The organism is Akkermansia sp. (assembly GCF_020860705.1).
In the GTDB taxonomy this organism is placed as follows: Bacteria; Verrucomicrobiota; Verrucomicrobiia; order Verrucomicrobiales; family Akkermansiaceae; genus Akkermansia.
Genome location: NZ_JAJBTT010000022.1, coordinates 26,171 through 49,541 on the forward strand (window position 1 = coordinate 26,171; position 23,371 = coordinate 49,541).

Annotated in this window: 23 protein-coding genes; 13 read left to right on the forward strand and 10 right to left on the reverse strand. The window is 56.0% G+C overall.

Annotation, left to right across the window (positions count from 1 at the left end; translation table 11 throughout):
• Window positions 1-113: 113 nt before the first annotated feature.
• Together LIO64_RS04480 and LIO64_RS04485 are read left to right on the forward strand one after the other, a co-directional pair.
• Window positions 114-1,655 (forward strand): pyridoxal-phosphate dependent enzyme, encoded by a 1,542-nt coding sequence (locus LIO64_RS04480; RefSeq protein ID WP_290548250.1) that lies wholly within the window; start codon window positions 114-116, stop codon window positions 1,653-1,655.
• Between the two features lie 67 nt (window positions 1,656-1,722).
• Complete coding sequence (locus LIO64_RS04485; RefSeq protein WP_290548251.1) at window positions 1,723-2,286, forward strand: Maf family protein; 564 nt, start codon at window positions 1,723-1,725, stop codon at window positions 2,284-2,286.
• A 41-nt stretch (window positions 2,287-2,327) separates the two neighbouring features.
• Here LIO64_RS04485 and LIO64_RS04490 read toward each other — a convergent pair whose 3' ends face one another.
• The 7 genes from LIO64_RS04490 to LIO64_RS04520 form a co-directional block, all read right to left on the reverse strand.
• Window positions 2,328-3,098, reverse strand: coding sequence for a hypothetical protein (locus LIO64_RS04490; protein WP_290548252.1), 771 nt, complete (start codon window positions 3,096-3,098; stop codon window positions 2,328-2,330).
• Window positions 3,099-3,193: 95 nt separating this feature from the next.
• The gene (gene hflX / locus LIO64_RS04495; RefSeq protein ID WP_290548253.1) at window positions 3,194-4,507 is read right to left on the reverse strand and encodes a GTPase HflX; all 1,314 of its coding nucleotides are present in this window, start codon (window positions 4,505-4,507) and stop codon (window positions 3,194-3,196) included.
• 9 nt (window positions 4,508-4,516) lie between these two features.
• Window positions 4,517-4,648, reverse strand: coding sequence for a hypothetical protein (locus tag LIO64_RS04500; protein ID WP_290548254.1), 132 nt, complete (start codon window positions 4,646-4,648; stop codon window positions 4,517-4,519).
• A 42-nt stretch (window positions 4,649-4,690) separates the two neighbouring features.
• Complete coding sequence (locus tag LIO64_RS04505) at window positions 4,691-5,332, reverse strand: hypothetical protein (RefSeq protein WP_290548255.1); 642 nt, start codon at window positions 5,330-5,332, stop codon at window positions 4,691-4,693.
• A 234-nt stretch (window positions 5,333-5,566) separates the two neighbouring features.
• The gene (locus LIO64_RS04510; protein ID WP_290548256.1) at window positions 5,567-6,337 is read right to left on the reverse strand and encodes a hypothetical protein; all 771 of its coding nucleotides are present in this window, start codon (window positions 6,335-6,337) and stop codon (window positions 5,567-5,569) included.
• A gap of 46 nt (window positions 6,338-6,383) precedes the next feature.
• Entirely contained in the window at window positions 6,384-8,969 is a 2,586-nt protein-coding gene (locus tag LIO64_RS04515) for a serine/threonine-protein kinase (RefSeq protein WP_290548257.1), read from the reverse strand.
• A 147-nt stretch (window positions 8,970-9,116) separates the two neighbouring features.
• A complete protein-coding gene (locus tag LIO64_RS04520; RefSeq protein ID WP_290548258.1) occupies window positions 9,117-10,499 on the reverse strand; it encodes an ROK family protein in 1,383 nt (460 codons plus the stop codon).
• Between the two features lie 200 nt (window positions 10,500-10,699).
• Between LIO64_RS04520 and LIO64_RS04525 the strand changes: the two genes are divergently transcribed.
• Together LIO64_RS04525 and thiL are read left to right on the forward strand one after the other, a co-directional pair.
• Window positions 10,700-11,563, forward strand: coding sequence for a type II CAAX endopeptidase family protein (locus LIO64_RS04525; RefSeq protein ID WP_290548259.1), 864 nt, complete (start codon window positions 10,700-10,702; stop codon window positions 11,561-11,563).
• On the forward strand, window positions 11,553-12,449 hold the full coding sequence (gene thiL / locus LIO64_RS04530) for a thiamine-phosphate kinase (RefSeq protein WP_290548260.1): 897 nt from the start codon (window positions 11,553-11,555) through the stop codon (window positions 12,447-12,449). The genes LIO64_RS04525 and thiL overlap by 11 nt, the downstream gene beginning before the upstream one ends.
• A gap of 50 nt (window positions 12,450-12,499) precedes the next feature.
• Here the strand turns inward: thiL and LIO64_RS04535 are convergent, their stop codons facing one another.
• Window positions 12,500-14,341, reverse strand: a complete 1,842-nt coding sequence (locus LIO64_RS04535; RefSeq protein ID WP_290548261.1) for a lysophospholipid acyltransferase family protein — start codon at window positions 14,339-14,341, stop codon at window positions 12,500-12,502.
• Window positions 14,342-14,479: 138 nt separating this feature from the next.
• Between LIO64_RS04535 and cmk the strand changes: the two genes are divergently transcribed.
• From cmk to recF, 3 genes are read left to right on the forward strand one after another with little or no spacing between them, the layout of a single operon-like run.
• Window positions 14,480-15,121, forward strand: coding sequence for a (d)CMP kinase (cmk, locus tag LIO64_RS04540; protein WP_290548262.1), 642 nt, complete (start codon window positions 14,480-14,482; stop codon window positions 15,119-15,121).
• Complete coding sequence (locus LIO64_RS04545) at window positions 15,118-15,729, forward strand: lysophospholipid acyltransferase family protein (protein WP_290548263.1); 612 nt, start codon at window positions 15,118-15,120, stop codon at window positions 15,727-15,729. Before cmk ends, LIO64_RS04545 begins: the two co-directional genes overlap by 4 nt.
• An 18-nt stretch (window positions 15,730-15,747) precedes the next feature.
• The gene (recF, locus tag LIO64_RS04550) at window positions 15,748-16,803 is read left to right on the forward strand and encodes a DNA replication and repair protein RecF (RefSeq protein ID WP_290548264.1); all 1,056 of its coding nucleotides are present in this window, start codon (window positions 15,748-15,750) and stop codon (window positions 16,801-16,803) included.
• Window positions 16,804-16,862: 59 nt separating this feature from the next.
• Here recF and LIO64_RS04555 read toward each other — a convergent pair whose 3' ends face one another.
• Entirely contained in the window at window positions 16,863-17,366 is a 504-nt protein-coding gene (locus LIO64_RS04555) for a flavin reductase (RefSeq protein ID WP_290548265.1), read from the reverse strand.
• A gap of 162 nt (window positions 17,367-17,528) precedes the next feature.
• Here LIO64_RS04555 and rnc point away from each other — a divergent pair, with 162 nt between their 5' ends.
• The 6 genes from rnc (at window position 17,529) to LIO64_RS04585 (ending at window position 22,761) form a co-directional block, all read left to right on the forward strand.
• Window positions 17,529-18,224 (forward strand): ribonuclease III, encoded by a 696-nt coding sequence (gene rnc / locus LIO64_RS04560; RefSeq protein ID WP_290548266.1) that lies wholly within the window; start codon window positions 17,529-17,531, stop codon window positions 18,222-18,224.
• A gap of 143 nt (window positions 18,225-18,367) precedes the next feature.
• Window positions 18,368-19,708, forward strand: coding sequence for a hypothetical protein (locus tag LIO64_RS04565; RefSeq protein WP_290548267.1), 1,341 nt, complete (start codon window positions 18,368-18,370; stop codon window positions 19,706-19,708).
• A gap of 1,352 nt (window positions 19,709-21,060) precedes the next feature.
• Window positions 21,061-21,411, forward strand: a complete 351-nt coding sequence (locus LIO64_RS04570; RefSeq protein WP_290548268.1) for a hypothetical protein — start codon at window positions 21,061-21,063, stop codon at window positions 21,409-21,411.
• A 38-nt stretch (window positions 21,412-21,449) separates the two neighbouring features.
• Complete coding sequence (locus LIO64_RS04575) at window positions 21,450-22,067, forward strand: hypothetical protein (RefSeq protein ID WP_290548269.1); 618 nt, start codon at window positions 21,450-21,452, stop codon at window positions 22,065-22,067.
• A 65-nt stretch (window positions 22,068-22,132) separates the two neighbouring features.
• Window positions 22,133-22,435, forward strand: a complete 303-nt coding sequence (locus tag LIO64_RS04580; RefSeq protein ID WP_290548270.1) for a hypothetical protein — start codon at window positions 22,133-22,135, stop codon at window positions 22,433-22,435.
• Window positions 22,436-22,461: 26 nt separating this feature from the next.
• A complete protein-coding gene (locus LIO64_RS04585; protein WP_290548271.1) occupies window positions 22,462-22,761 on the forward strand; it encodes a hypothetical protein in 300 nt (99 codons plus the stop codon).
• 401 nt (window positions 22,762-23,162) lie between these two features.
• On the opposite strand, the gene LIO64_RS04590 is transcribed toward LIO64_RS04585, so the two are convergent.
• On the reverse strand, window positions 23,163-23,371 hold a 209-nt coding region (locus LIO64_RS04590), incomplete at its 5' end, for a hypothetical protein (protein ID WP_290548272.1).

Consider the following 23,371-nt stretch of genomic DNA (forward strand, 5'->3'; position numbering starts at 1 on the left):
GGCGGTTTTTTTGTACCCGGAAAGCCTGATGCCCCGGATAACAGGCAGGCAGCCTGCGATGTTTTACTGGAAAAGGAGCGCGGGCTTGCTAGAATGCCTCCAGCATTACAATCATGAGCATACTTTCGGACCGTCTTTCCGAGGAAATACTGCAAGCCCGCCAGCGAGTCTATACCGTCGGCGAACCGACTCCTCTTCAACGATTGAATTTGCCGGGCATCCAGGCCCCGGTTTACGCCAAAAGGGAGGACCTGGGACCCATCCGGGCCTATAAATGGCGCGGGGCCTTCAACTGCATGGCGGCACTGAGCCAGGAAGAGAGGGACAAGGGCATTGTGGCCGCCTCCGCCGGCAACCATGCGCAGGGCGTCGCCCTGGCGGCCAGCGTCCTGAATTGCCAGGCCACCATCTTCATGCCCCGCTCCACGCCGGAAGTGAAACAGACGGAAGTGCGCCGCCACGGCGGCAAGCACGTGCAGATCATCCTCCATGGCGATTGTTATGACGAGACCGCCTCCGCCGCCCACGAGTATGCGGAAGCCCATGGAAGCACCTTCGTGCATCCCTATGACGACCTGGTGACCATGGGCGGCCAGGGAACGCTGGCGGATGAAGTGGTCATGAGCGGAGAAGGCCCGTTTGACCGCGCCTATGTAGCCATCGGCGGCGGCGGCCTGGCCGCATCCGTAGCCTGCTGGCTGAAAAAATTCTGGCCGCATATCAAGGTCATCGGCGTAGAGGGAGTGGACCAGGCCTCCATGAAAACCTCCATAGAACAAGGCCACCGGGTGAACCTGGACTACGTGGACGTGTTCTGCGACGGCACAGCCGTCCATATCCCCGGGGAACTGACCTATCCCCTCTGCCGGGAGCTGATGGACGAATTCGTGACCGTCACCAACAACGAGGTGTGCCAGGCTATCCGCGCCATGTGGGAATCCTCCCGCGTAGTCCCGGAACCTTCCGGAGCCATGAGCCTGGCGGGATTTTTGAAACAATGGAACCAGGGACAGGTGAAGCCTGATGAAAAAAGCTTCGTCGTCATCTCCGGGGCCAACATGGATTTCACCCACCTCACCCAGATCGCCCGCCAGGCGGGCATCGGCAACCATGAAACGCGCTATCTGCGCATCTCCATGGATTCCAAACGCGGGCAGGTGCTCAAGTACCTGCGCCACATTCCGCAGGATACCACGCTGGTGGACGTGCAATACGGCAAGACGGAAGGGGAGACCCAGTACCCCGTGTTCGGCATCGCCGCCTCCGATGAAGACCTGGACACCATCCGTACCACCCTGAAGAAAAAGGGAATTGAGTTTGAGGACATCAGCGAGGACGACGACGTGCGCTTCCGTATGATTCATTACCAGGCGGAACTGTGCGAGCACCCCCTCTTCGTCCACATTGAATTCCCGGAACGCGCCGGCGCCTTCCTGGATTTCATGGAACGTATCGCGGACCTGGCTTCCCTCTGCTATTTCAACTATACCTATACAGGGGAACGGGTGGGCCGCGCCCTGGTGGGCATGGAGTTTGAATCCGCTGAGGACCGGGAAACCATCCGGAAACGCATGGCCGCCTTTTCCAAGAATATCATCCGCTCCATCCGGGAGATTTCCCCGGAAGCGTTCCACCGCATTATGGGAAGTAAATAGTTAATAATTAATAGTGAAGAGTTAATATTCTCTAATCACTATTACCTTTTAATGATTAACTCTCTCCATGCTTCCCCCCGTCATCCTTGCCTCCCAGTCTCCCCGGCGGCGTGAGCTGCTGGCGAAAGCCGGCGTGTCTTTCTCCATCGTCGTACGCGATACGGAGGAGCTGAAGGACGCCGCCATGCCGCCGCAGGAACTCTGCCTGCACAATGCCCGGGCCAAGGCGGAAGCCGTTTTCCGGGAATATCCGGACGCCACCGTCATCGGCGCGGACACGCTCGTCTTTCTGGACGGACGCCCTCTGGGCAAGCCCCGGGACGAAGAAGAAGCACGCTCCATGCTCCGCATGCTTTCCGGGCGCATGCACCATGTCTGCACGGCGGTCTCCATCCTGTCCCCGCTGGGAATGAAAGATATCGCCGTTCTGACGGAAGTCACGTTCCGGACCCTGGAAGAAAAGGACATCCGCCGTTACATGGAACTGGTGGACGTCATGGACAAGGCCGGTTCCTACGCGTTCCAGGAACACGGGGAGATGATCATTTCCTCCGTCCGCGGAGACACGGACAACGTGATCGGACTGCCGGTCAGGGACGTCATGGAGTGCCTGCGCGGGTGGGGCTACTGATCCTTCATCAAAAAAGGGGCGGTTTCCTCTGAACGGTATGGCTATTTTCCGGAATCCACCCTGCGCAGCTTCCAACCAGTTGTCGACTCAATTTCATAATTGGAAAGCATTTTGAGCGTCCCGACGCATTTTCCCTTGCCGTTCACCAATTCAACGGCATTCGCTATCTCCGGAGAGACCCTGAATGATTTGTACCCCAGCCAGGCAACCTCTTTTCCATCCTTGGTGAGAAAGGCGGAATAATCATCATTCAAGTAAAGAAATTCATTCACGGAAGGCGCATTTCCCTTAACCGATCTCCATTTTCCGACAAACGCGGCCATGGTGCGAAGTGAGGATATCTCCTTTTGAATCTGCAGGGCTTCATTCATCTTTTTCAAATTTCCGTACTTTTTCTGAATTTTAAGCAGGCTGTCCAAGTACACCTTATCCATTTTTTTCCTCTCTTTCATCTTTTTCCCTGCCACTTCATCCTGAAGCGCCTTCATCTGCTTGACCACCTCCGGAGAAACCTTCTCCATCCGGAGCAGTTCGTCCCTGGCTTTAAATTCCTTGTCGGACAGGTGGGCCTCCAGATCCGTCACGACCTTCTGCAGTTCTGCCGCTGCCGCAAAATTATTCTGCGCGGCATATTTGTTCATGGCACCGCGGTAAGCTTCCAATTTGGACACCATGTATTTCCGATCCATCAATGAAACGAGGCCTTCATATTGTTCCTTCAGTTTTTGAGCATCCGGAGGCAGGGTTTGCCCCTCCACCGTGCACCACGACATCACCCCAAGCAAAACAATACACCATAACTTACTTATCATAATATTATTTATAATATATCCAACATATAGAATTCAAGAAGAAAGGAGGAATTCCTTTCAGATGACTGCATAGTTTCCTTGCAAGAGGCAGCAGATCAATCCTTCGCCAGAAACTGGCTGATCTTATTATAGAACGCCACAGGAAGCACGGCTTCCATCAGAGTGCCTTCCTCCACATACTCCGTGGAGAGAACCTTCCCTTCACTGTGCATGGCGGCCACCAAGTCACTCCGGGTATAGGGAATCAGGAACCGGGCACGCCTGACACGGCTTTCCAGCATTTTCACACACGCGTTCAACAGGTCTTCCGCGCCCTGCCCCTCCTGCACGGACATGGGCACCACCCTGCCGTTGAAGTGTGGTTGCAGCAGGGTTTCCAGTGTGTGGCGCTTTTCTTCCGGGACAAGGTCCACCTTGTTCAGAACCACGATCATGGGCTTGTCCCCCGCTCCCAGCTCGCCCAGCACTTCCAGGGTGGTTTCGTAATGGCGCACGGCTTCCGCATCGGAAGCATCCACCACCTGGATCAGAAAATCCGCCAGCACGGCTTCCTCCAGCGTTGACTTGAAGGCTTCCACCAGACGGTGGGGAAGGTTGCGGATAAAACCCACGGTATCCGTCAGCAGAAGAGGCTGACCGTGGGGAAGCTCTATTTTCCGGGTCGTCGTGTCCAGGGTGGCAAAAAGCATATCCTTCGCCATGACTTCCGAACCGGACACCAGGGAAAGCAGGGAAGATTTCCCCGCGTTGGTGTATCCCACAATGGCGGCGGTGGCAATCGCCTGGCGCTCCCGTTCCTTGCGCTGCGTGGCGCGCTGCCTGATGACCAGGGCCAGCTCTTTCTGGATGGCCTCAATCCTGGCACGTGCCAGGCGGCGGTCCACCTCAATCTGTTTTTCACCCTCTCCCCTGGCGGCTCCGCCGCCGCCCTTCCCGCCTCCGGAACCGCCACCCTGGCGGTCCAGGTGGTTCCACATGCGGGCCATGCGGGGCAGCGAGTACTGCATGCGGGCCAATTCCACCTGGAGGGTGGCTTCTCGCGTGCGGGCGCGCCGGGCAAAAATGTCCAGAATGACTTCTTCCCGGTCAATCACGCATTCGTCAATCAGCCGTTCCCATTCGCGCTGCTGGGAGGGGGAGAGCATGTTGTCAAACACCACGCAATCCGCACGGCAGTCCAGCGCCAGCTGCTTCACCTCCTGGGCCTTACCGGTGCCGCACAGGAATTTGGCGTGCACGTCACGGGATTTGACGAGATGTTTGCCCACAATGCCGATGCCGAGGTTGGAGACCAGGTCTTCCAGTTCGTCCAGCATGGCCTGCTTTTCCTCGGCCTCGGAAGGATCGAAATAAATGGAAACGAGCATCGCCCGTTCCACCATTTCCGGCTTTTCACGGATTTCAAACATAGGAAACGGTTAACGGAACTGCTTGCTGGAGGTGGGATTATAGTCCTTCAGCGCAAAGTCCGCGTGTTTATGGCAGTCACACCCGCAGGAAGAGAGGAAGCCAGCTACACATGCCAGCGTCAGAAAGCTGATCAGTTTCATGCAGTCATGAGACCTGCACAAGACTCCGGAAGCAAGTAAATTTTACTTCATACGCGGTGCTTTCCCTGCCGGATCGGGATCAGGAGGCCCTTCCAGGGAAGCTTTCCCTACGGTCATCACGGCTTTCCTCCCGGCCTCCGGCCAGGGCTGCCTGATATTAATGGAGAAAGGTACGTACAGATCATAATGCATATCGCCCAAGGTGCCTGATTCCCGGGCCGTTCCCAAGACTTTTCCATCTTCCAGTTTCAACGCGCTGCGCTGCACCACGCAATGCCCGATATAATCGTCTGGCCCCGGCTCAGGAAACTCGGCATCTATCGTGTCCAGAAGAACGGACATGTCAATGTCCACGGTGCGATTGGTTTCCAAGTCACACATTTTTAATGCAAAAGTGGCACCGTCCATCTGAATGCCCATGACCACGCGTCCGGAAATTTTATCCACGACGATCGCGCCGCGAGAATTACCGGAAGGCACTTTGAAACGGGCCACTTCCCGGTCTTTCCGGCAGAATACAACCTCATCCGTGGAATCCACCAGCTGGGAACCGAAAAAAGAAACGGTCCAGCCTCCGGGCAACACGTGGGAATAGTAGGGTTGCGGCGGTCCGGAAGTCTCAACGGACCAGGCGGACGGCCAAAGAAGCGAAAAAAGCGCGGTAAAAATAAGGATTTTTTTCATGATAGACAGGGTGGTTTCATAAGGATGCACGATCTCGGCCAAACAGAGGGGAAGGTTAAAGGAATTGCTTACTGGAAGTGGGCTTGCAGTCCTTCAGCGCGAAGTCCGCGTGTTTATGGCCGTTGCACCCGCAGGAGGAAAGGAAGCCGGCCGTCCAAACCAGCGTTAGAAAGCCAATCAGTTTCATACGGCTGTGAGACCCGTCCAAAGTATCTTAGGCAAGCAAGTTTTACTTCATTGCGGCGACTTTCCTGCAAAATCGGCATAGGGCTCTTTTTCCAGCCGGGACTTTCCCACCGTCAGCACGGCCTTTCCGCCCTCCTCCGGCCAGGGCTGTCTGAGATCCATGGAAAACGTTATGTAAAGCGTATACTGGAAGTCGCCCAGCCTTCCCGCATGATAAGGCGTCCCGGTCGCGAAGCCCGGTTTCTTTTCTTCCGCTTTCCACATGCCGCCCTGCCAGATCCAATGCCCAATGAACTCGTCCGTCCGCTGCGGTTTAGGCCAGTCGGAATCTATTCTGTTTTCCAAAGGCGACACGTCAACATCCACGGCTTTCCCGGTCTTGAGGTCAAATAACTTGGTCAACACGGTGGCGCTGTCCGTTTGAATGCCTACCAAGGCGCGGCCGGAAGCGTCATCCACTACAATTTTTCCGCAGGGATTGGCGTTAGGCACTTTGAACCGGACAGGCTCATGACCGTCTTTGCTGAACACGGCATCTGAACCGCGGAAAGTTACCGTCCAGCCGCCGGGCGCCGCATACTTTATCCATTCATCTCCACTATATGATACGAGGCCGGTTTCATTATCACAAGCCAAGGTGATTCCGAAAGCATCTATCCTATACTCCGCTTCCCAATAGCCGTCCTTCCAGAAGGAAAACCGCACCCGGCCTCCAAGGATGTCATATCCGGTTTCCCGGACAGGGCCGTCGGCATCAAAGGACCAGCCGGTTATGGGAAAAAGAGAAAGGCACGCGGCAAGAATAAAAAACGCTTTCATCAGCATCAATTCATTGCTTTCCGCGTACTACATTCCCTACCGGAAATCAAATTGATTTTTCACCATCTTCCGGCTGTTCCTCCGCCTTCTCCAGCGCCCCCATCCACAGGTTCCATTTTTCAATGAAGGCACGGTCCATCTGGAGCAGCACGTTTTCCTTCTGGGTGGGGGAAATGGTCTCCGTCAGACTGCCGAAAATAAGCAGGGGCTTGGAATACGTATCCGAGAGGGGGACAAAATCCGCAGGCTGCTTCTGGCGGCACTCCCGCGCCAGCGCATACAGGGAATTAAACGGCAGTTCATCCCAGCTGACCTGGTACGCGCCGCTGCCTTCCCGGCTGTCCTGCGGCTCCACCGTCAGCAGATGATCCTTTATTCCCGTCAGGCGTACCTTGGTGCCGTCTTTCAGCGCCAGGGGCTTTCCGGGCTTCTTTTCCAGCAGCCCCGGCAGAATTTTTTCCATGCGGGTGAACAGCGGCAGCATCTGGTCCGTCATTTCCCGCCGCACGGTCAGCCTGGCCTTGACGGCGGGAGAAGCAATGACCTGCTCCGCCGCGCCATAAGCAGCGGAAACCTTCTCATAATCACCGGTTTTCTTCATGACGGCGTCCGCTTCCCGGCAAACGTCTTCGTAGCTTCTGGATTGCTGGGCCAGCAGGGCTTCCCTCTTCTCTTCCTCCTCCCGTGCTTTTTTCCTTTCCTCCTCCTCCCTTATTTTGGCCATCCTTGCGGCTTCTTCAGCCTCCCAGTCCCGCGCCGTCTGATACTGCATCCTCAAATGGTCCAGCATTCCCTCCAGCGCAGCGTAGGCCGGAGGCATGGAGGCAACTTCCCCAGTCATCATCTGTTCCCGCAGAAAATCAACGGCGGAGCGTTTGGCCACCACCTCCGCCACCGTCTTTTCCGGCATGTCCTGGAGACGTTTCAGGCGTTCGTATTGAGCCGTGTATTCTTTCAGATTGCTAAGCCACGCGGAAGCCAGCTCACGAATATTCTTCTCCTGGTCGTCAGCGGCGCCAGAGGCCACCTGCTCCAGAAAAGCGCCGTATTCCGGCCATTTTCCGGCAAAGTACCAGGATTTCAACGCCATGCCCACATAGTAATGAATGGCTAAATCGGAGTTGGAACGCAGACCCGGCATTCTGGAAGACCAGTCCCCGGAGCTCAGATACATGACCAGGTTGCCTACGTCCCGGGAGCGTTCCAATTCCGCAGGATCCTTGCAGCCTTCCACTTTTTTGCCCAGTTTTTCCAGCCGTTCCACTCCTTCCGGGAACTGGCCGCGCACCCACATGCACAGGACCTGGTTCAAACCGGCCCAGAGAGAAGTGGAAAGAGGGCAGTCCGGCTGGTCCGCCAGATCACCGAACATGGCGGCGGCCCTCACCAGATCCCCCCGGTTCAGGGATTCCTGGGCTTCATTAAACAGGTTGCCGAAGCGGATGCTGCGCTCCAGCCGGGATTCCGCCGCATCCATGTCCTCCACGGTCGTTCCCTTTCCCGCGGTGGGAGGAAGCGCCGGAGGGGGCGTTCCCCTGGAGCCGCCCTTTCCCTGCTGCCATGCGGCCCAGCCCCAGATACCAAGCCCCAGCACGACAACGGAGGCAACAGAGGAAGCAACGATGATGCGGCATTTCCTGCGCCGGGTGCGGCGCATTTCCGCAGCGCGCCGTTCCGCCCAGGTGAGGCCGTCCTGCATGGCCCGGACATCTTCCTCCAAGGCCTGCTCCACGGCATCCATCAATTCAGGATAAGAGGAAAACCTGTCCTCCTTGTGGAAAGCCATCAGCTTGTCCACGATGAAGCAGGTCATCGGGGAAATGTCGTTCACCACCTGCTCCAGGGGAGGAAGATTTTTCTTGGTTTCCAGGAGGACATCGGAGGACTGGGAAGCGTCCACGCGCGGAGGAGCGCCCACCAGCAAATGGTACATGGTGGCTCCCAGTGCATACATGTCCGTCCGGAAATCCTCCTCTCCCCGCAGCAGCGTTTCCGGAGCGGCATAATAGGGGGTAACCCATATTTCCCGCTCCACGTCGGATTCACTTTGCAGCAGGGACAGGCCGAAGTCCACGATCTTGGCGACTCCGTCGGGAGACTGGAGAATGTTGGCAGGCTTGATGTCCCGGTGCATGAGGCCCGCATTCCACGCGGCATCCAGCCCGCGCACAATATCCAGCGTCAGGCGCAGCACCTTGTCTTCCGGCACGCGTTCCTCTGCGGTAATCAGGGAATCCAGGCCAGCGCCCTCCACCAGCTCCATGGCGATGTAAAAAAGGCCCTGGTCCCTCCCCACGGCATAAATCTGCACCAGGTTTTCATGAGAAACCCGGGCCATGATTTGGGCTTCCCGTTCAAAGCGTTCACTGCGCAGGGCATCCCCGGCGTAGGTGTCATTCAGCACCTTCAGGGCCACTTCACGCCCCAGCACGGTGTCTTCCGCCCGGTACACCACGCTCATGCCCCCCTTCCCCAGCTTGCCGGTGATCCGGTAGGGGCCCATGCGCGTCTTCACGCGCGTCAGCGCCTGGCAGCCGGGGCAGATGGCATTGGCATACGGCGGCAGCTGGGAGACGTCCATGGGCTGCCCGCATTCCGGGCAATCAATGATTTGGTCTTGCTGGGGATTCATGAACGCAGGAGGAGCGGAAAGGAAAAGAAGGGAGAAGGAAATCCGGCGCCGGAAAAATCCTTCGGCGCATCCGGTAACAAGCTCCCTCCGGATAAGAGCAAGGAGGGACCCCGGACAGGGCCCCTCCCGCAAATTTCATTCCGCCTGTCAGGCAAGGGCCGGCAGAGAAGCGGCCGCTACGGCCTGGCCGTGGCGCTTGGTCTTTTCATCCGGCACGCGAAGCTGGATTTTCAGCTCGGGGAATTCGGTGCGCAGCACTTCTTCCGCCTTGTCAATGATGATCTGACCGCCGTCTCCGGAAGCCACCCGGCCCAGGAAGAGCAGGTTGCGGATGTCATAAAACCTGGCGTAGTGGGCGATGGCATAGCCAAAGTGCACGCCGATGGTTTCATAAATCTTGCGGGCGCGTTCGTCGCCTTCCGCCATGGCGGCCTGAACCTTCTTGAGCTGTTCCGGGAAGGGCATGCCTTCAAACTGGAACCCGGCGCGGGGAGCCAGGCGGGCCACGGCCTGCTGGGAGAAGTAAAGGGCGCCTACGCCCATATCCTTGGACCATTCGTCCACGCCGCCTTCTTCGGAATAATCCACGGGAGCGAAAGCCAGTTCGTTCAGCCAGGGCTTGATGTGGCCTTCCGGGTCCACGTAGCCGGCGGCTTCGGAAGTGCCCATGGCCACGCCCAGTACGGCGTTGTCATTCATGCCCATGGCTCCGGCAAGAGCGGTCACTTCACCGTCATTCACCACTTCAAAGGGAATGTTATTCCACTTTTCCTTCTGGAGGGTGCGGAATACCTTGCCGAGGGTTTTTTCAATGTCTTCCTGGCTGACGCCGCGGAACAGGGAAGAGGTGCGCACTTCGCTGTTGATGATCACGCCGGCGGAGGAACCGCCGATGGCGTCTACGCGGGGAAGATGGGCGGCGGCGCGCTCCAGGGAGTCCTGGATGCCTTCAATATGGTACTGGGGGTCCTTCTGGAAGTAGGGGTCCCAGACCACTTCTTCGGAATACACCACTTCTCCGTTCACCACAGCGGCGCACTTGCGGTCGGAACCGCCCAGGTCAAAGCCGATGCGGTAGCCGTCCAGATTGCGGCCCAGGGTCATGGAGCCGGAGTATTCCTCAGGCAGTTCTTCCACGGACACCTTCTTCACTTCAATCGGGGAGCCGTAAATCTTCTTGCCGATGAAGTCCCAGTCAAATTCGCGGGCGCCGCCCTTGCAGTAGCGGGAGGCCAGCATGTCCGCAATGGCGTCATCCCCGGCGACAAGGATGATATTGCCGCCCTTCTGCCACAGCAGGAATTTCACGATTCGTTCCACATAGGTCTCATTCAGGGCAACATTTTCCCCGGTATGGGGAAGAAGCTTGCCGGACCAGCGGAAGCAGGTCCCGTCATTGCGGGTCAGGGCGATGTCCACTTGATGGGAAGAGGGATCGGCGGCGGCTTTGGCTTCAAAGGCTTGATTCCAAAGAACGGCCGGCACGAAGCCGGGATCCAGTATAGGCGTGATTTTGGGTTGAATATTCATGGCAATAATCCGTTGGAAACGTAGCATGCCTGCCTTTCCTTGAAAAGTATTCATTCCCTCTCTCCATGATTTTTTTTGGCGCTCGCGGGCCGATATCTCACTTTCTGCTGGAAAATTACCGTGTTTTCACTAAAGAAGCAGGAGCCCTTTTTCCGGCGTGGCGATCCGGAAGAGCACCTTATTCCACGCATACATGTTCCATGAATGAATTAACGGACCAGCTGATTACCCTGTTCTCTTCCGCCCTGATTGCCGCCATGTTCACCGCCGTGGCAATAGGCATTTTCCGCCAGGCACACGCGCCGGATATCCGGCGCCCCGTCAAATGGCGCATTCCCGTGGACCATCTGGACATGCTGGACCTCGCCATGTGCGGCATCATCGTCCTGTACTTCAGCATGGGAGCCCTGATGGCGGCGGCCACGCCTCCCGGGGCTTCCGCCCCCCCCACTACCACCAACATGGAGCTGGACGGCTACAAGATTTTCAACGGCACCTGCCTGAATCTCATCCTGGCCTTTGTCCTGCTGGTGCGCATGTTCCATACGGGCAGGATGGAGGCCCTCCAGCTGAAAAAACATTCCCTGAAAGCCCTGCTTTACGCCCCTGCCGCGGGCTATCTGCTGGTGCTGGTCATCCACTTCCTCCTGGACAGGGCGGGCCTGTTCCAGTGGATTGAACAAATCACGCACGCCCCGGCGGAGCAATCCATCGTCTCCGTGCTGCGGCATTCCAGCGATCTTCCCCTGATTACGGTCATCTGCTTCAGCGCCGCCATCGCGGCCCCGCTGGTGGAGGAGCTTATCTTCCGCGGCTACCTGTATCCCATCATGAAAAAGTACACGGGAGCCTGGTTCGCCCTCATCACCACATCCCTGCTCTTCGGCATCATCCACGTCAGCCTCGTGCCGTTCATTCCCCTGGCGGTCTTCGGCGCCATGCTGGTGCTGCTGTACGAATACACGGGCACCATCTGGACGCCCATCATCGCCCACTGCATTTTTAACACCGCCACCCTTATCAACATCCTGTATCCCGGCGTTCTTCTCCCTTATGGCTCCTGATCCCACCATCCGGCAGACGGGGGAGGACGCACTGGTGGCGCGGCTCCGGCCCCTCATGCCCTCCAACGCCGCCCTGGTTACGGGACCGGGGGACGACTGCGCCGTGGCGCGGAGCTCCGGCAACCACCAGCTGCTCCTGAAAACGGACTGCGTGGTGGAAGGCCTGCACTTCCTGCCCGGCACGGACCCCGAATTGATCGGCAGAAAAGCCCTGGCGCGGGCCGTTTCCGACATAGGGGCCATGGGGGGCACGCCCCTCCACGCACTGGTAACCCTGCTGGTGCATGCAGACCGCCCCGTCTCCCAGGTGGAAGGAATTTACCGGGGCATGGGACGGCTGGCGCAGCAGTTCGGCATCAGCATCGCAGGCGGGGAAAGCTCCGGACTGCCTGAAGACGGCCTGATCATCAGCGTGGCCCTGACCGGGGAGGTTCCGGAAGGAAAAGCCATCCTGCGCAGCACGGCACGCCCGGGGGACCTGGTAGCCGTCACAGGCGTCCTTGGCGGGAGTTTCCCCACCGGGCACCACCTTTCCTTCATTCCCCGCGTCAGGGAAGGCGGCATTCTGGCCGCCTCCGGCCTGGTTACCGCCATGATGGACCTCTCCGACGGGCTGGGAACCGACCTTCCACGTCTGGCGTCCGCTTCCGGACTGGGATTCCGCATTCAAGAAGAACTCCTTCCCATACGGCAAGGATTCACTGCGGCGCAGGCAGTGGGAGACGGGGAGGATTACGAATTGCTGATGACCTTCCGCCCCGGTGACCGCGACCGGGTTGCACAACTGGCGGCGGAACATTTTCCGGAAACGCCTCTGACCGTCATCGGGGAAATGACTGCGGAAACCTCCTCCGCCCTTCCGGCGGGCTACAGGCATTTCAACTAGCCGGAGGCGGAAAACCGCGGGAGGGAATCCGGTAAAAGGCGCCTGCTGAATTATTTCTCCGCTTTCTCCGCCTCCCTCTCCTGCTGCATGTAAGGCAGAAGCTGTTCATACGTGTCCTTGCCCAGGTAGCGCTTGATGGAGCGTTCCGGAGATTTGAAAATATCCACCAGGATCAGGCAGTCCAGCACATCGCCAAAATGCTTGTCCACGCTGAAAGACAGGATTTTTCCGTTCAGCTTGAGGTACTGGCGCAAAAGCACGGGAATTCCCTTGCCGTCCTCTTCAATGTCCGCCACCAGCTGGGAAAGCCCCTGGGCGTCCGTCAGGCCGATGGGCAGGATGCAGGATTCCGACCTCTTCAGGTCCGCCTTGCGGGGCGGATTGTAAGCCTTCACCTCATGCACCAGCTCGCGGTCCATTTCATGCGCTTTCAGGTAGGAAACAATGAGGGCGCGGGAAAGATTGGTGTAATCGCGGGAAATGCTCACCGTTCCGAACAGGTAGCGGTAATGGTGGTTGCGGGCCATGAACTGGCCGATGCCCTCCCAGATGAACCCGAGGGCCAGCGGCCTTTTCTGGTACTCCGGCACGATGAAGGCGCGCCCCATTTCCAGCGAACGGTTCAGCACCCGCAGGGCGGCCGGGGTAAAGGAGAAATATTCCCCGTTATACAGTCCTTTCACACCGTAGCGGGCCAGGATCTTATCCGTCTCCCCCATGCGGTAGGCGCCCACAAGCTTCCGGTGGGTTCTGTCCCACAGGAACAGGTGCTTGTAATGGTTGTCATACACGTCCAGGTCGCACGCTTTGCCGGAGCCTTCCCCCACCTGGCGGAAGGTGTATTCCCGCAGGCGCCCTATTTCAATCAGGATATGGGGGATTTGCAGGGCGTCCGCCACGTACACGTCCCAGTCCCCGTTTTCCTGGCGAGCGTGCAGGCACTCCGGGGGCAGCGCGTCAATCTCCTCCTGCATGTCCTGCACGGACACGGGGGGGATCAATGCAGACATCTTCCCTTTCCGGTCTTTTTTATGCACATGGGGCCGGCGGCTCTTTTCATAACTCTTGCCCAGCAGGTAGGTGCGCAGGCGCAGATGGGAAACCAAGGCTTCGTCGGAATCATACTGCCCCAGCTGGCTGAACGGGATGGGCTTGCCCACCACGATGCGGTGCGTACGGCGGCCGTCCCGGCCTACTTCACGGGGGAGGAAGGCCACACGGGCCTTGCGGTTAATCAGGGAAACGCCCTGGAACAGCAGGCTGTTGCGTCCCGGGAAATGCACGGGAACCACCGTCGCCTTCGTCATGCGGATAATGGCGGCGATGTTCGTGTTCCAGGGATCGTCCGTCACCCTCTTGTGGGCCAGGGAAAAGCTGGAGGCCGTTCCGGCGGGGAAAATACCAAGCACGCCGCCTTTCCGCAGCCAGGCAATCATCTTGCGCAGACCGGAAAGATTCTTGCGCTTGGCATTCTCATCCTCGTACACGTCCACCTTGATCAGCCAGGGTTCCAGTTCCCGGCACAGAGAAAGCTGTTCGTTGGCCAGAATGCGGACGTCATCCCTCACGCGGGTAAGCAGTTCCCCGAACATAATGCCGTCCGACAAGCCATGCGGATGATTGGCGACCACAACCACCGGCCCCTTCTTGGGAATATTTTCCAAGTCCCCCGGGCGCAGCTGCAGCTTGAGATTCAAGTGCCTGGCGGCCAGCTGGAAGAAATTTTCCGGAGAGCCGGATTCCTTGTCCCGCACGATCTTGTCGTACGCCTTATTCAGGCGTTCCAGGCCCAGCAGCTTTTCAGCGGACGCCGCCACCAGCGAAGGCAGGCGCGTGTTTTCATCCAAAATGTCTCTGATATCCACCATCTTCGGGTGTTTGAGCTGGGCCATGTCCGGCTGTATAACGGATTTACAGGAAAAAGTGAATCTCTTTTTGCAGTGCCGTCCGGAACGCAGTCTTGATTTCCACGGGCCGCAAAGCTACAATTCAAGCGGCTTTAGCCTCCATTTCCAACACAGAAGACACTCATGCATCCAGCCATCGCCATTGACGGCCCCGCCGCATCCGGAAAATCCACTGTCGCCAGGCTCATCGCGGACCGCCTCGGCTACACGTTCATCAACACCGGAGCCATGTACCGGGCCGTGACCTGGTACATGCTGGAACAGGGCATTGACCCTGAAGACACGGCAGCCGTGCTGGAAGCCCTGCCCTCCGTTCCTCTCTCCTTCGGCAAGGACGGCAGCCGCTCCGTGGTCCTGTGCCGGGAACACGTGCTGGGAGAAGAGCTCACCCGCCAGCAGGTCAACGACCACGTCTCCACCATCGCGGCCATTCCGGAAGTCCGCTCCCTGCTGGTGGAACGGCAGCGGGAATACAACCGCCGGGAACCCGTAGTGATGGAAGGCAGGGACATTGGCACCGTGGTCTTTCCGGACACGCCGTTCAAGTACTTCGTCACCGCCTCCGAGGAAGTGAGGGCCGCCCGCCGCGCCGCGGAAGGCCTGACGGACTCCATCGCGGAGCGGGACCGCAAGGATTCCTCCCGCGCCACCGCCCCGCTGGCCCAGGCTCCGGACGCCCTGCTGGTGGATACGTCAGATATGACGATCGACCAGGTCGTCCGTTTCATCACCGATAACATTCAACAAAAACTCGCCGCCAGATGAACTCCTTCTACTGGGTTTTCTACACGCTCTTCAAAAGCATCTCCAAAGCGTTCTTCTCCTGGAAAGTCGTCAACCGGGAAAAGCTCATTGAAGACGGTCCCGTGCTGATCGTCAGCAACCACCAGAGCTTCCTGGACCCTCCCATGCTGGGCATCTCCTATGAAGAGGGCATCTATTTCTTCGCCCGCAAGACCCTGTTCCAGGGTATCTTCAAATGGGCCCTTCCCCTCTGCCAGGCCATCCCGATCGACCAGGAAAACCCGGACGCCGCCAGCCTCAAGCACGTTATCCGCCTGCTGAAATCCGGCAAGCGCGTGCTCGTGTTCCCGGAAGGCTCCCGTACGCCTGACGGTGAAATCCACGACGGCATGGGGGGCATCGGCCTTATTCTGAGCAAGACAAAAGTTCCCGTGCAGCCCCTGCGCATCAGCGGGGCCTATGAGGCCTTCCCCATCGGCGCCCGGTTCCCCAAGCTCCGTCCCGTCACGGTCACGGTCGGGGATCCCATTCCCTTCACCCCGGCGGAACTCAATGCCAGGGGAAAAGAGGCGTACCAGCATTTGACGGACAGGATCATGGACGCCATCCGCGCCCTGCCTGCCGAATAATTCCCTTTCTCCGGCCCCATGATCTCCAGGCTGAAATTAATGGACTTCCGCTGTTACGGAAGCTTCTCCTGGCAGATTCCTCAGCAGGGGGCCATCATCCTGGGAAACAATGCCCAGGGAAAAACCAGCCTGCTGGAGGCCGTCTGCTTCCTGCTGCGCCTGCAATCCCCGCGCACTGCACGCCCCGGGCCCCTGGCGGCCCATGGAAAACCGGCCTTCGGCATCCGCGGAGAGCTGCCGGGACAGGTCCGGCGCATCCTGTGGTCCCCGGACGCACCGGACCTCCGCGTCAACGGGGAACCGCGCAAGGACCAGCGCAGCTACCTGGCGGACAGCTATCCCGTGGTCTGGATGGGCAATGACGATCTTTCCCTGGTGCAGGCCGGAGCGGACGCGCGCCGGAAATACATGGACTTTCTAGGCAGCCAGTGGCACCCCGGCTACAGGCTGGCCCTGTTCAGCTACCGGAAAGCGCTGAAAACGCGTAATTACCTGCTCAAGCACCGGCACCGGGACAAGCTCCAGCTGGACGCCTACACCCGCCAGCTGGCCCTGCACGGAACGGAACTGAGGAACCTGCGCGCCAGCCTGCTGACGCTTCTGGCCCCCCATATCACCCTGGCCTACCGCAGCATCGGCGGACGGGATGAACAAGCCGCCATCACCTACCGCGCCTCGGAGGAAGGCGACCTGTATGAACGCCTGTCCGCCGCGGTAGACAGGGACATCAGATATGGCCAAACGCAGAACGGGCCCCACCGGGACGATCTGGACATCACGCTGAACGGCAGGAGCGCCGCACAGTTCGCCTCGGAAGGGCAGCAGCGCACCATCGCCATTTCCATGAAGCTGGCCCAGTCATCCCTGCTTACGGAAGAGACGGGGCATACGCCCATCCACCTGATTGACGACGTTTTCGGGGAGCTGGACCCTACGCGCCGCGTAGCCTTCCTGCGCGCGCTTCCGGCGGACGCCCAAAGCCTCATCACCACCACCCACCTGGATTGGCTGCACGATACCCCGTGCCCCCTCCCGGCCTTCCGGCTGGAAGATTCCACGCTCAAGCCGGTCTGAACACGGCTGAAGACAGCCCTGTCTGGACGGAACCTATCCCCGCGGCATTTCCCCGCGCGCTATTCCTTCACCCAGGCGTTCAGAATCTCCACAATGTACATTTTGTGGAAATCCGCCGCCGCGTACCATTCCGGCACAATGGTCTTGTCCAAAAAGGCCTCCGGACGGAGGGCTTCCGCGTACAGCTTGCGGCATTCCAGCACCAGCCGTGCTTCCATAAAACTCACGTTGCCGTTCTCCGTCACATAGGGGGTCAGCCCGGAGGCGGCCACCTTGTCCGTATCCCGGCCGCTCGTGGTGCCGCAAACAGTCAACGCCTTATGATATTCATGACCAAAGAAGGAAAGCGTGAATTCCTCCCCGGCCTCAATGAAGCCGAAGGTATGGCGCTGGGGCCGGATGACCACGAAGGCCACAGGCTTCTTCCACATAAAGCCCAGGCCTCCCCAGCTGGCCGTCATCATATTGAAATGCTCCGGCGTTCCCGCCGTCACCAGCATCCAGTCGTGCCCGATCAATTGCACGGCGTTATCACGAATCTCCTTTGGATCAATCTTTTTCATGGTGTTCCTCAACGTTTCTTCGTGAACCATCCTACACCTCTCCGGCCATATGTCAAAGCCGCTGCACGGCTGGAATGACGCGAGGAAGCCCGCCTCCTTTCTGCCGGAAACGACCTCCGTTTGGAGTTGATTTTCCAGCACGGCGGCCCTAGCATTTCCGGGATGAACTACACCGCGCTGGAAGACAAACTGGGGTACCGTTTCAAAAATCCGAACCTGCTTGTGCAAGCCCTCACCCATCCCAGCACGGACAGCAAGCCGGAAACGCGCCGGACGTATGAACGGCTGGAATTCCTGGGAGACGCCATCCTCCAGCTGGCCGTCACCCAATACCTCTACCACCACATGCCCCAGTCTCCGGAAGGGGAGCTGACGCAGTTGCGCGCCCGCACCGTCAGCCGCGCCAATCTGGGCAAATACGGCTTCATCCTGGGCCTGGATTTGTACATTTCCCTGGGAAAGGGGGAGGAAAAAGCCGGAGGAAGAAGCAAAAACTCCATCATTGCCAACACGTTTGAATCCGTCTTCGGGGCCATGTCCCTGGATTCCGACTATGAAACGGCCAAGGCCGTCGCCCTTCGCGTCCTGCACGAGGCGCTGGACTCCGCCGCCAGCCACCCCAAGGAAATCAATCCCAAAGGGGAACTCCAGGCCATTCTCCAGGACCTTCTGCCCGAAACTCCCTCCTATGAAACGGAGGAAAAAGGACAGAAGGATTCCGAGAACCGTTTTGAATCCCGCGTTTTCTGGCATGGGCAGGCCATCGGTTCCGGCCGCGGTTCCAGCAAACGGAAGGCGGAAGTAAGCGCCGCCGCGGATGCCCTGGAAGCCAGGGCATGGCTCCGCATTCCCTTGTAAAATCTTCCATGGGCGGCGTGGCTATTTTGTCACCCTTAAGCCTTGGACAGCCCTGTGGCTGGTTTGATAGACAGAACACGTCTCCGTGAGGAACCACTTCCCCGGAAGACCTTCTCACAGACAACACCAACCATAGAAAATATATGAAAACCTATACCCTCCCCGTCATCGGCATCATGACCCTCGGAGCCGCCGCCTTTGCCAGTACGACGCCCTCCACGGCCTCCACCGGAGACGTCCTGCTGCCCCGCGACAGTTTTTCCACCTGCAAGTGGCTCGGCGACCGCTTCAAGTGGTTCAATGCAGAACGGGACCATAAAAATCCCTACATCCAGGAATTCAACGTCTCCCTGCGCATGCAGTACGGCCTGGACTGGATTGACCCGAACGGCGAAGGGCGCGTGATGGGTGAAAAGGAAGGCAATGGCCGCCGCTTCAACGATGAATGGCGCCGCTTCCGCGCCGGGTTCAACATGAAGTTCCTGAACAACTTCAAACTCAACAACGTCTGGAACATCGGCGGCATGGACGGTCTGGAAAGCTACAACGCGAAGACCAACACCTGGGACACCTCCGACCTGACCTATTCCCTGTATGAATTGAATCTGGAATACAAGGGAGGCCCCGTCACCTACGCCCTCGGCAAGATAAAGCCGCGCATCACGGGGGAATACCGCACCTCCTCCTCCGCCATCCTGACCATTGAACGCTCCATGCTGGTCAACCAGCTCCGCTCGGAAACCAACTACGGCTTCCAGATGAACAATTCCGACAAGAACGACAAGCTTGGCTGGGCTGCGGGCATCTGGATGAACGGCAACGGAGGCACCGGAACCGGAACGTTCAACAACCGCATTGAACCCGCCTTCAACTCCCAGGACAACTGCTTTGTCACCGGCACGCTGAGCTATGATACGTCGAACGACGTTTTCCTGAAAAAAAGCCGTCTGTGGCTGGATTACGCCCACAACTTCACCAAGTGGGGGGACGACGCCCAGAACAAGGCGTATGAAAAGCTGCATGACTACGGCTTCAAGTCCAAGTACCAGGGCACGGGCGCCAAGGACGTGGTGGCCCTGACGTGGGAAGGATCCCAGGGGGACTTCTCCCTGATGACGGAAGTGATGGCGGGCTTCAACGTCATCGGCATGAAAGCCGGGGCTGAAAACGTCTTCGGCGTGACCGTCATGCCGTCCTATAAATTCACGCCCAACTGGGAAGGCGTCCTCCGCTACCAGATGGCGGCGGGCAGCAACGCCGTGAAGTGGGAAAAGCGCTACACGCAGAACTCCACCTATTCCGGCACGTCCGATTGCATGCAGGCCCTGTACCTGGGAGTCAATTACTACATTTTCGAATGCAACCCGAACATGGCCAAAATCATGGCGGGCATCGAATACGCCCACTCCAACGGTACGGACGCCAGCAAGCAGAAAGGCTTCACCGGCTGGAGCTACAACATCGCCTTCCGCACCAACTTCTAAACCACCGGAAGACACTATCCCGTCAATACATGGCCGTCCTAGTCAAGGATGGCCATTTTTTATGGAGGAAAAACTCATTTGACGGCCCCTCCGGAAAGCGACCACCGTCACTTCTGTGATGCCATCCCCATTCAATAAATCGGAAAAGGCGTATCCCATTTCCATTTGAAGTACATGGGAATTCCTGATGGAGTAATTGGCAGACGTATGCCTTAAAACATATCAGGGCCACTCCTTTTCTTCTCTGTCCCATCCGACTAGATATTTCACCGCTCTCCATTCTCCGGGCCAGTTCATGAAAAATACGAGCTCCTCCACAAACTTCATGGCCGCGACTCTTTCCAACTGGATTCCCAAAACCGGAATGATCGTTATGATGCCAATCCTTCTATCTTGCGGTCCCACCTTTTAAAGGGACCTTCTTCCGGAGATTGATCTGCCCCATATCCAGGTATTTCACCTCCTCCAAGAGAATACCCAATACTACATGAATCCTACTGTGATCAAACACAGCTCATTGGCATATTCCTCCGTCACCAACAACCGATACATTTCTCTCAAGAATAGCACAGACATGGTACTTTCCTTTAACCTCAGCGGCTCCACATACACCACCAGTTTTTCTTGTGCCAATTCCATTTCACGGCTGTCCTGAAAACGCCGCCTATACCAACTTCGCCTTACATCTCTGCAGACGAGTGGCAATGACTCTTTCAGCTAGCTCCGACATCCCTAGGCTATAATAAAGCGGACGGGTCTCTGAATGATTTCCGAACAACGCCTTAACAATCGCCGGGTTATATAATAAAAATCATCTTTGGTTGTTTTCTTCTGTCCTCCTAGAGCTTCCATGATCACATCCACTTCCTCTCTTGAACGTACCCGTCTTTCTTCTACAGCGGGATGTCTTTTCTCGCCTGTTTTTGCCTTTTACCACGCTTCCTGCTGGCCTGCAACAATTCTTGTACCCGCTGAACGGCCTCCACCACACCCAAAACTGTTTTTCTGAAAAATCGCCAGCACTGCATGATCCAGTGATAGAATTCCATCTTTCATTCCTCATTTTGCAATGAGATCCAAATCTTCCGTCCATTTTGCAAGATCATACTGAAAATAACATGCCTGGGCACTCTTATTTCATCAATTGCAGCTCCGAATTTAGAATCCGGAGTCAACGAAATTTTCTAACAGAGAACATTTTAAACACCTTAAAAGAACTTTGAAAAAGCACAACTTAAGGAAATATGGAGAAAGCAATCAACATTTAACCACATTATTGCCAGACAATTATATATATTTTTACCATTCCTGAAGAAATCTGTCGAATTCTAAATCCGCATAAATAACCCTATATGTTCACAAAACCCATCAGCACAGCATGCGCAGTCATCCTGACTCTTGTGTCAACATCCTGTCAGAAAAGTCCCACAGAGCAGTTCCTGGACACGCAGGAAGACATGATCACGGAAATGGAAAGCGTCAAGGACCAATCCAGCGCCAATAAAGCAGCAGCGAAGATTACCAAACTCCGAGCAGAATCAAAAAAACTTGAAGAATCTATGTCCCAAGAAGAGAAAAAGAAAATGTGGGATACAGAGAAGTATGGAAAACTTCTATTTAAAAAAGAACCCGTAAAAAGGCAGCTATTCCAGAAAGATTACTATGGTTCCTACGAACTAAGACAAGCGATGTTCGGAATGTAACCATTCGGAGGGAGACAATATTCGTAACAGGTCATATTATGTTCAGATTTCCCATTTCATTAAAACAGTGCTGCATTTTATCAGTTGCTACGGCTGCTCTGTTTTCGGTCTCCTGCTCTCCCATCGTGGCGGAATATACCTACCGGGGAACGGTCTCCGGCATAAGCGGCAGGCAGGCACGCGAATTGACCCTGAAAGAATATCAGGACGGAACTGTTTCAGGTAAATTGAGCATCCCATCATCCTCAATCATGGAACCGTCCTCCTGTGGAAGCATTGGCGGAAGAATCGACGGCAGGCGGATTGAGTTCCAGCTTACCTCACTGGGACAATCCTACCTAAGTGCCAAAATGGCCTCTATGAGTAATGCAGGTACTATCGTTGCCTATAGAGGGAATATTTCCGGAAATCGCCATAGTATCAGCGGTAAATGGCATGCAGCCAATGACCAGCGCTCCTATCTTCGGGGTGGCTCTTTTTCCTTTTATTTGACCAAGAAAAACGGTCGATCCGTCCACAAGAATGCTAAAACTGGAAAATCCAGTACAGTCAGTCCCGTTCCAGAGAACGACGGAATGCCAAGCTTCAGCGTGGAATCTGCAGGAAACAACAACTCTCCCAATATACAGCAACCTGTTGGTTTTACAGTAGAATAACAATTTCTTTCCAAGGAAAAATACTCTTCAACACCAAGAATTCTCAACCATTACTATTATCTCTTATGATGAAATCCATTGCATACCCATTCCTGACTCCTCTCCTGTTAGGAACCTTTCTCCTTACTTCATGCAGAAAGGACAAGGAAACCAAATTTGTGGAAGAAAAAATATCCATTCTTGAATCCGTTGTAGATGAGGAAAGCGCAGATGATGCAGCCTTAAAACTAATGGATGTCGACCTCAATAAAGCTAAATACGAAAAAGACAACTTCCAAACAAAAGTCAAATCCAGAAAACTCCTCAAAACGTTACAAGAAAAAAACTATTATAACTCCGAGAAATTAAAGGAAGCCCTTCAGAATTAACATATACTCCACCTCATAACCATCACGTGATGAAAAATAATATCTATATTATGGGAATAGGCATGGCGTCTCTTAGTGTCCTAATGACTTCCTGCGAACAAAAAGGCCCTAGAATGAAATTGCAGGAGGAAATCGTCAGTGCTCTGGAAAAAGTGGACGACAAATCCAGTGCGGATGAAGCCGCCCAAGACATTAATGAAGCTCTTAGAGAATATAAAAAAGAAAAGATCGACATGGATCAGAATGAAAAACGTCTCAGAGAGTTGCAGAAACAGATCTCTGAAAAAAAATACTATAACTCGGAAGCGTTAAAAATGGTTCTTTAGCAGATTAATCTCTTTTCCTGTCAAAATAGTCCTCATCCTGATGATCATTTTTAAGGACTTTTCTTTATTCCCAGCTGTGAAAGAGACGACAGAAAAATATAACCACAAGTCCTTTAAACAGATTGGATGGCTTAATAAATTTGAAATACCCAACAGGAAAAGGAAAGCAAACCATCTCAAAGAGGAACTTTGGGCCTACTGAAAAAACACTTCTGTACACTTATCAGCAACTATTAATCCATTATTCGAAATGTTCAGAAACAGCAACCAAGTTAGAAGAGGTCCAGCATATCCAGACTGTCTGCCGGAACACTACCATTACCTCCTACGACTCTCACTTAAAGAAAGAGAATGAACACAGGATGGAAGGCGGATGATACCTGTCAAACAGAACATCATACTCATTGACATGGCTGAAACGAACTGCCGGATTCAGAAAGAACTTTATACAATAATCGGGAATAACGCTCCTTACGTACCATAACCGCATCACTATGAATATTGATCCTTCCCAAACAGAACACCGGGGAGACCAACCCCAACAGGATTGGCAACAGGAGCCCCAGCAGGACTGGCAACAGCAGCCTCAGCAGGATTGGCAACAGCAGCC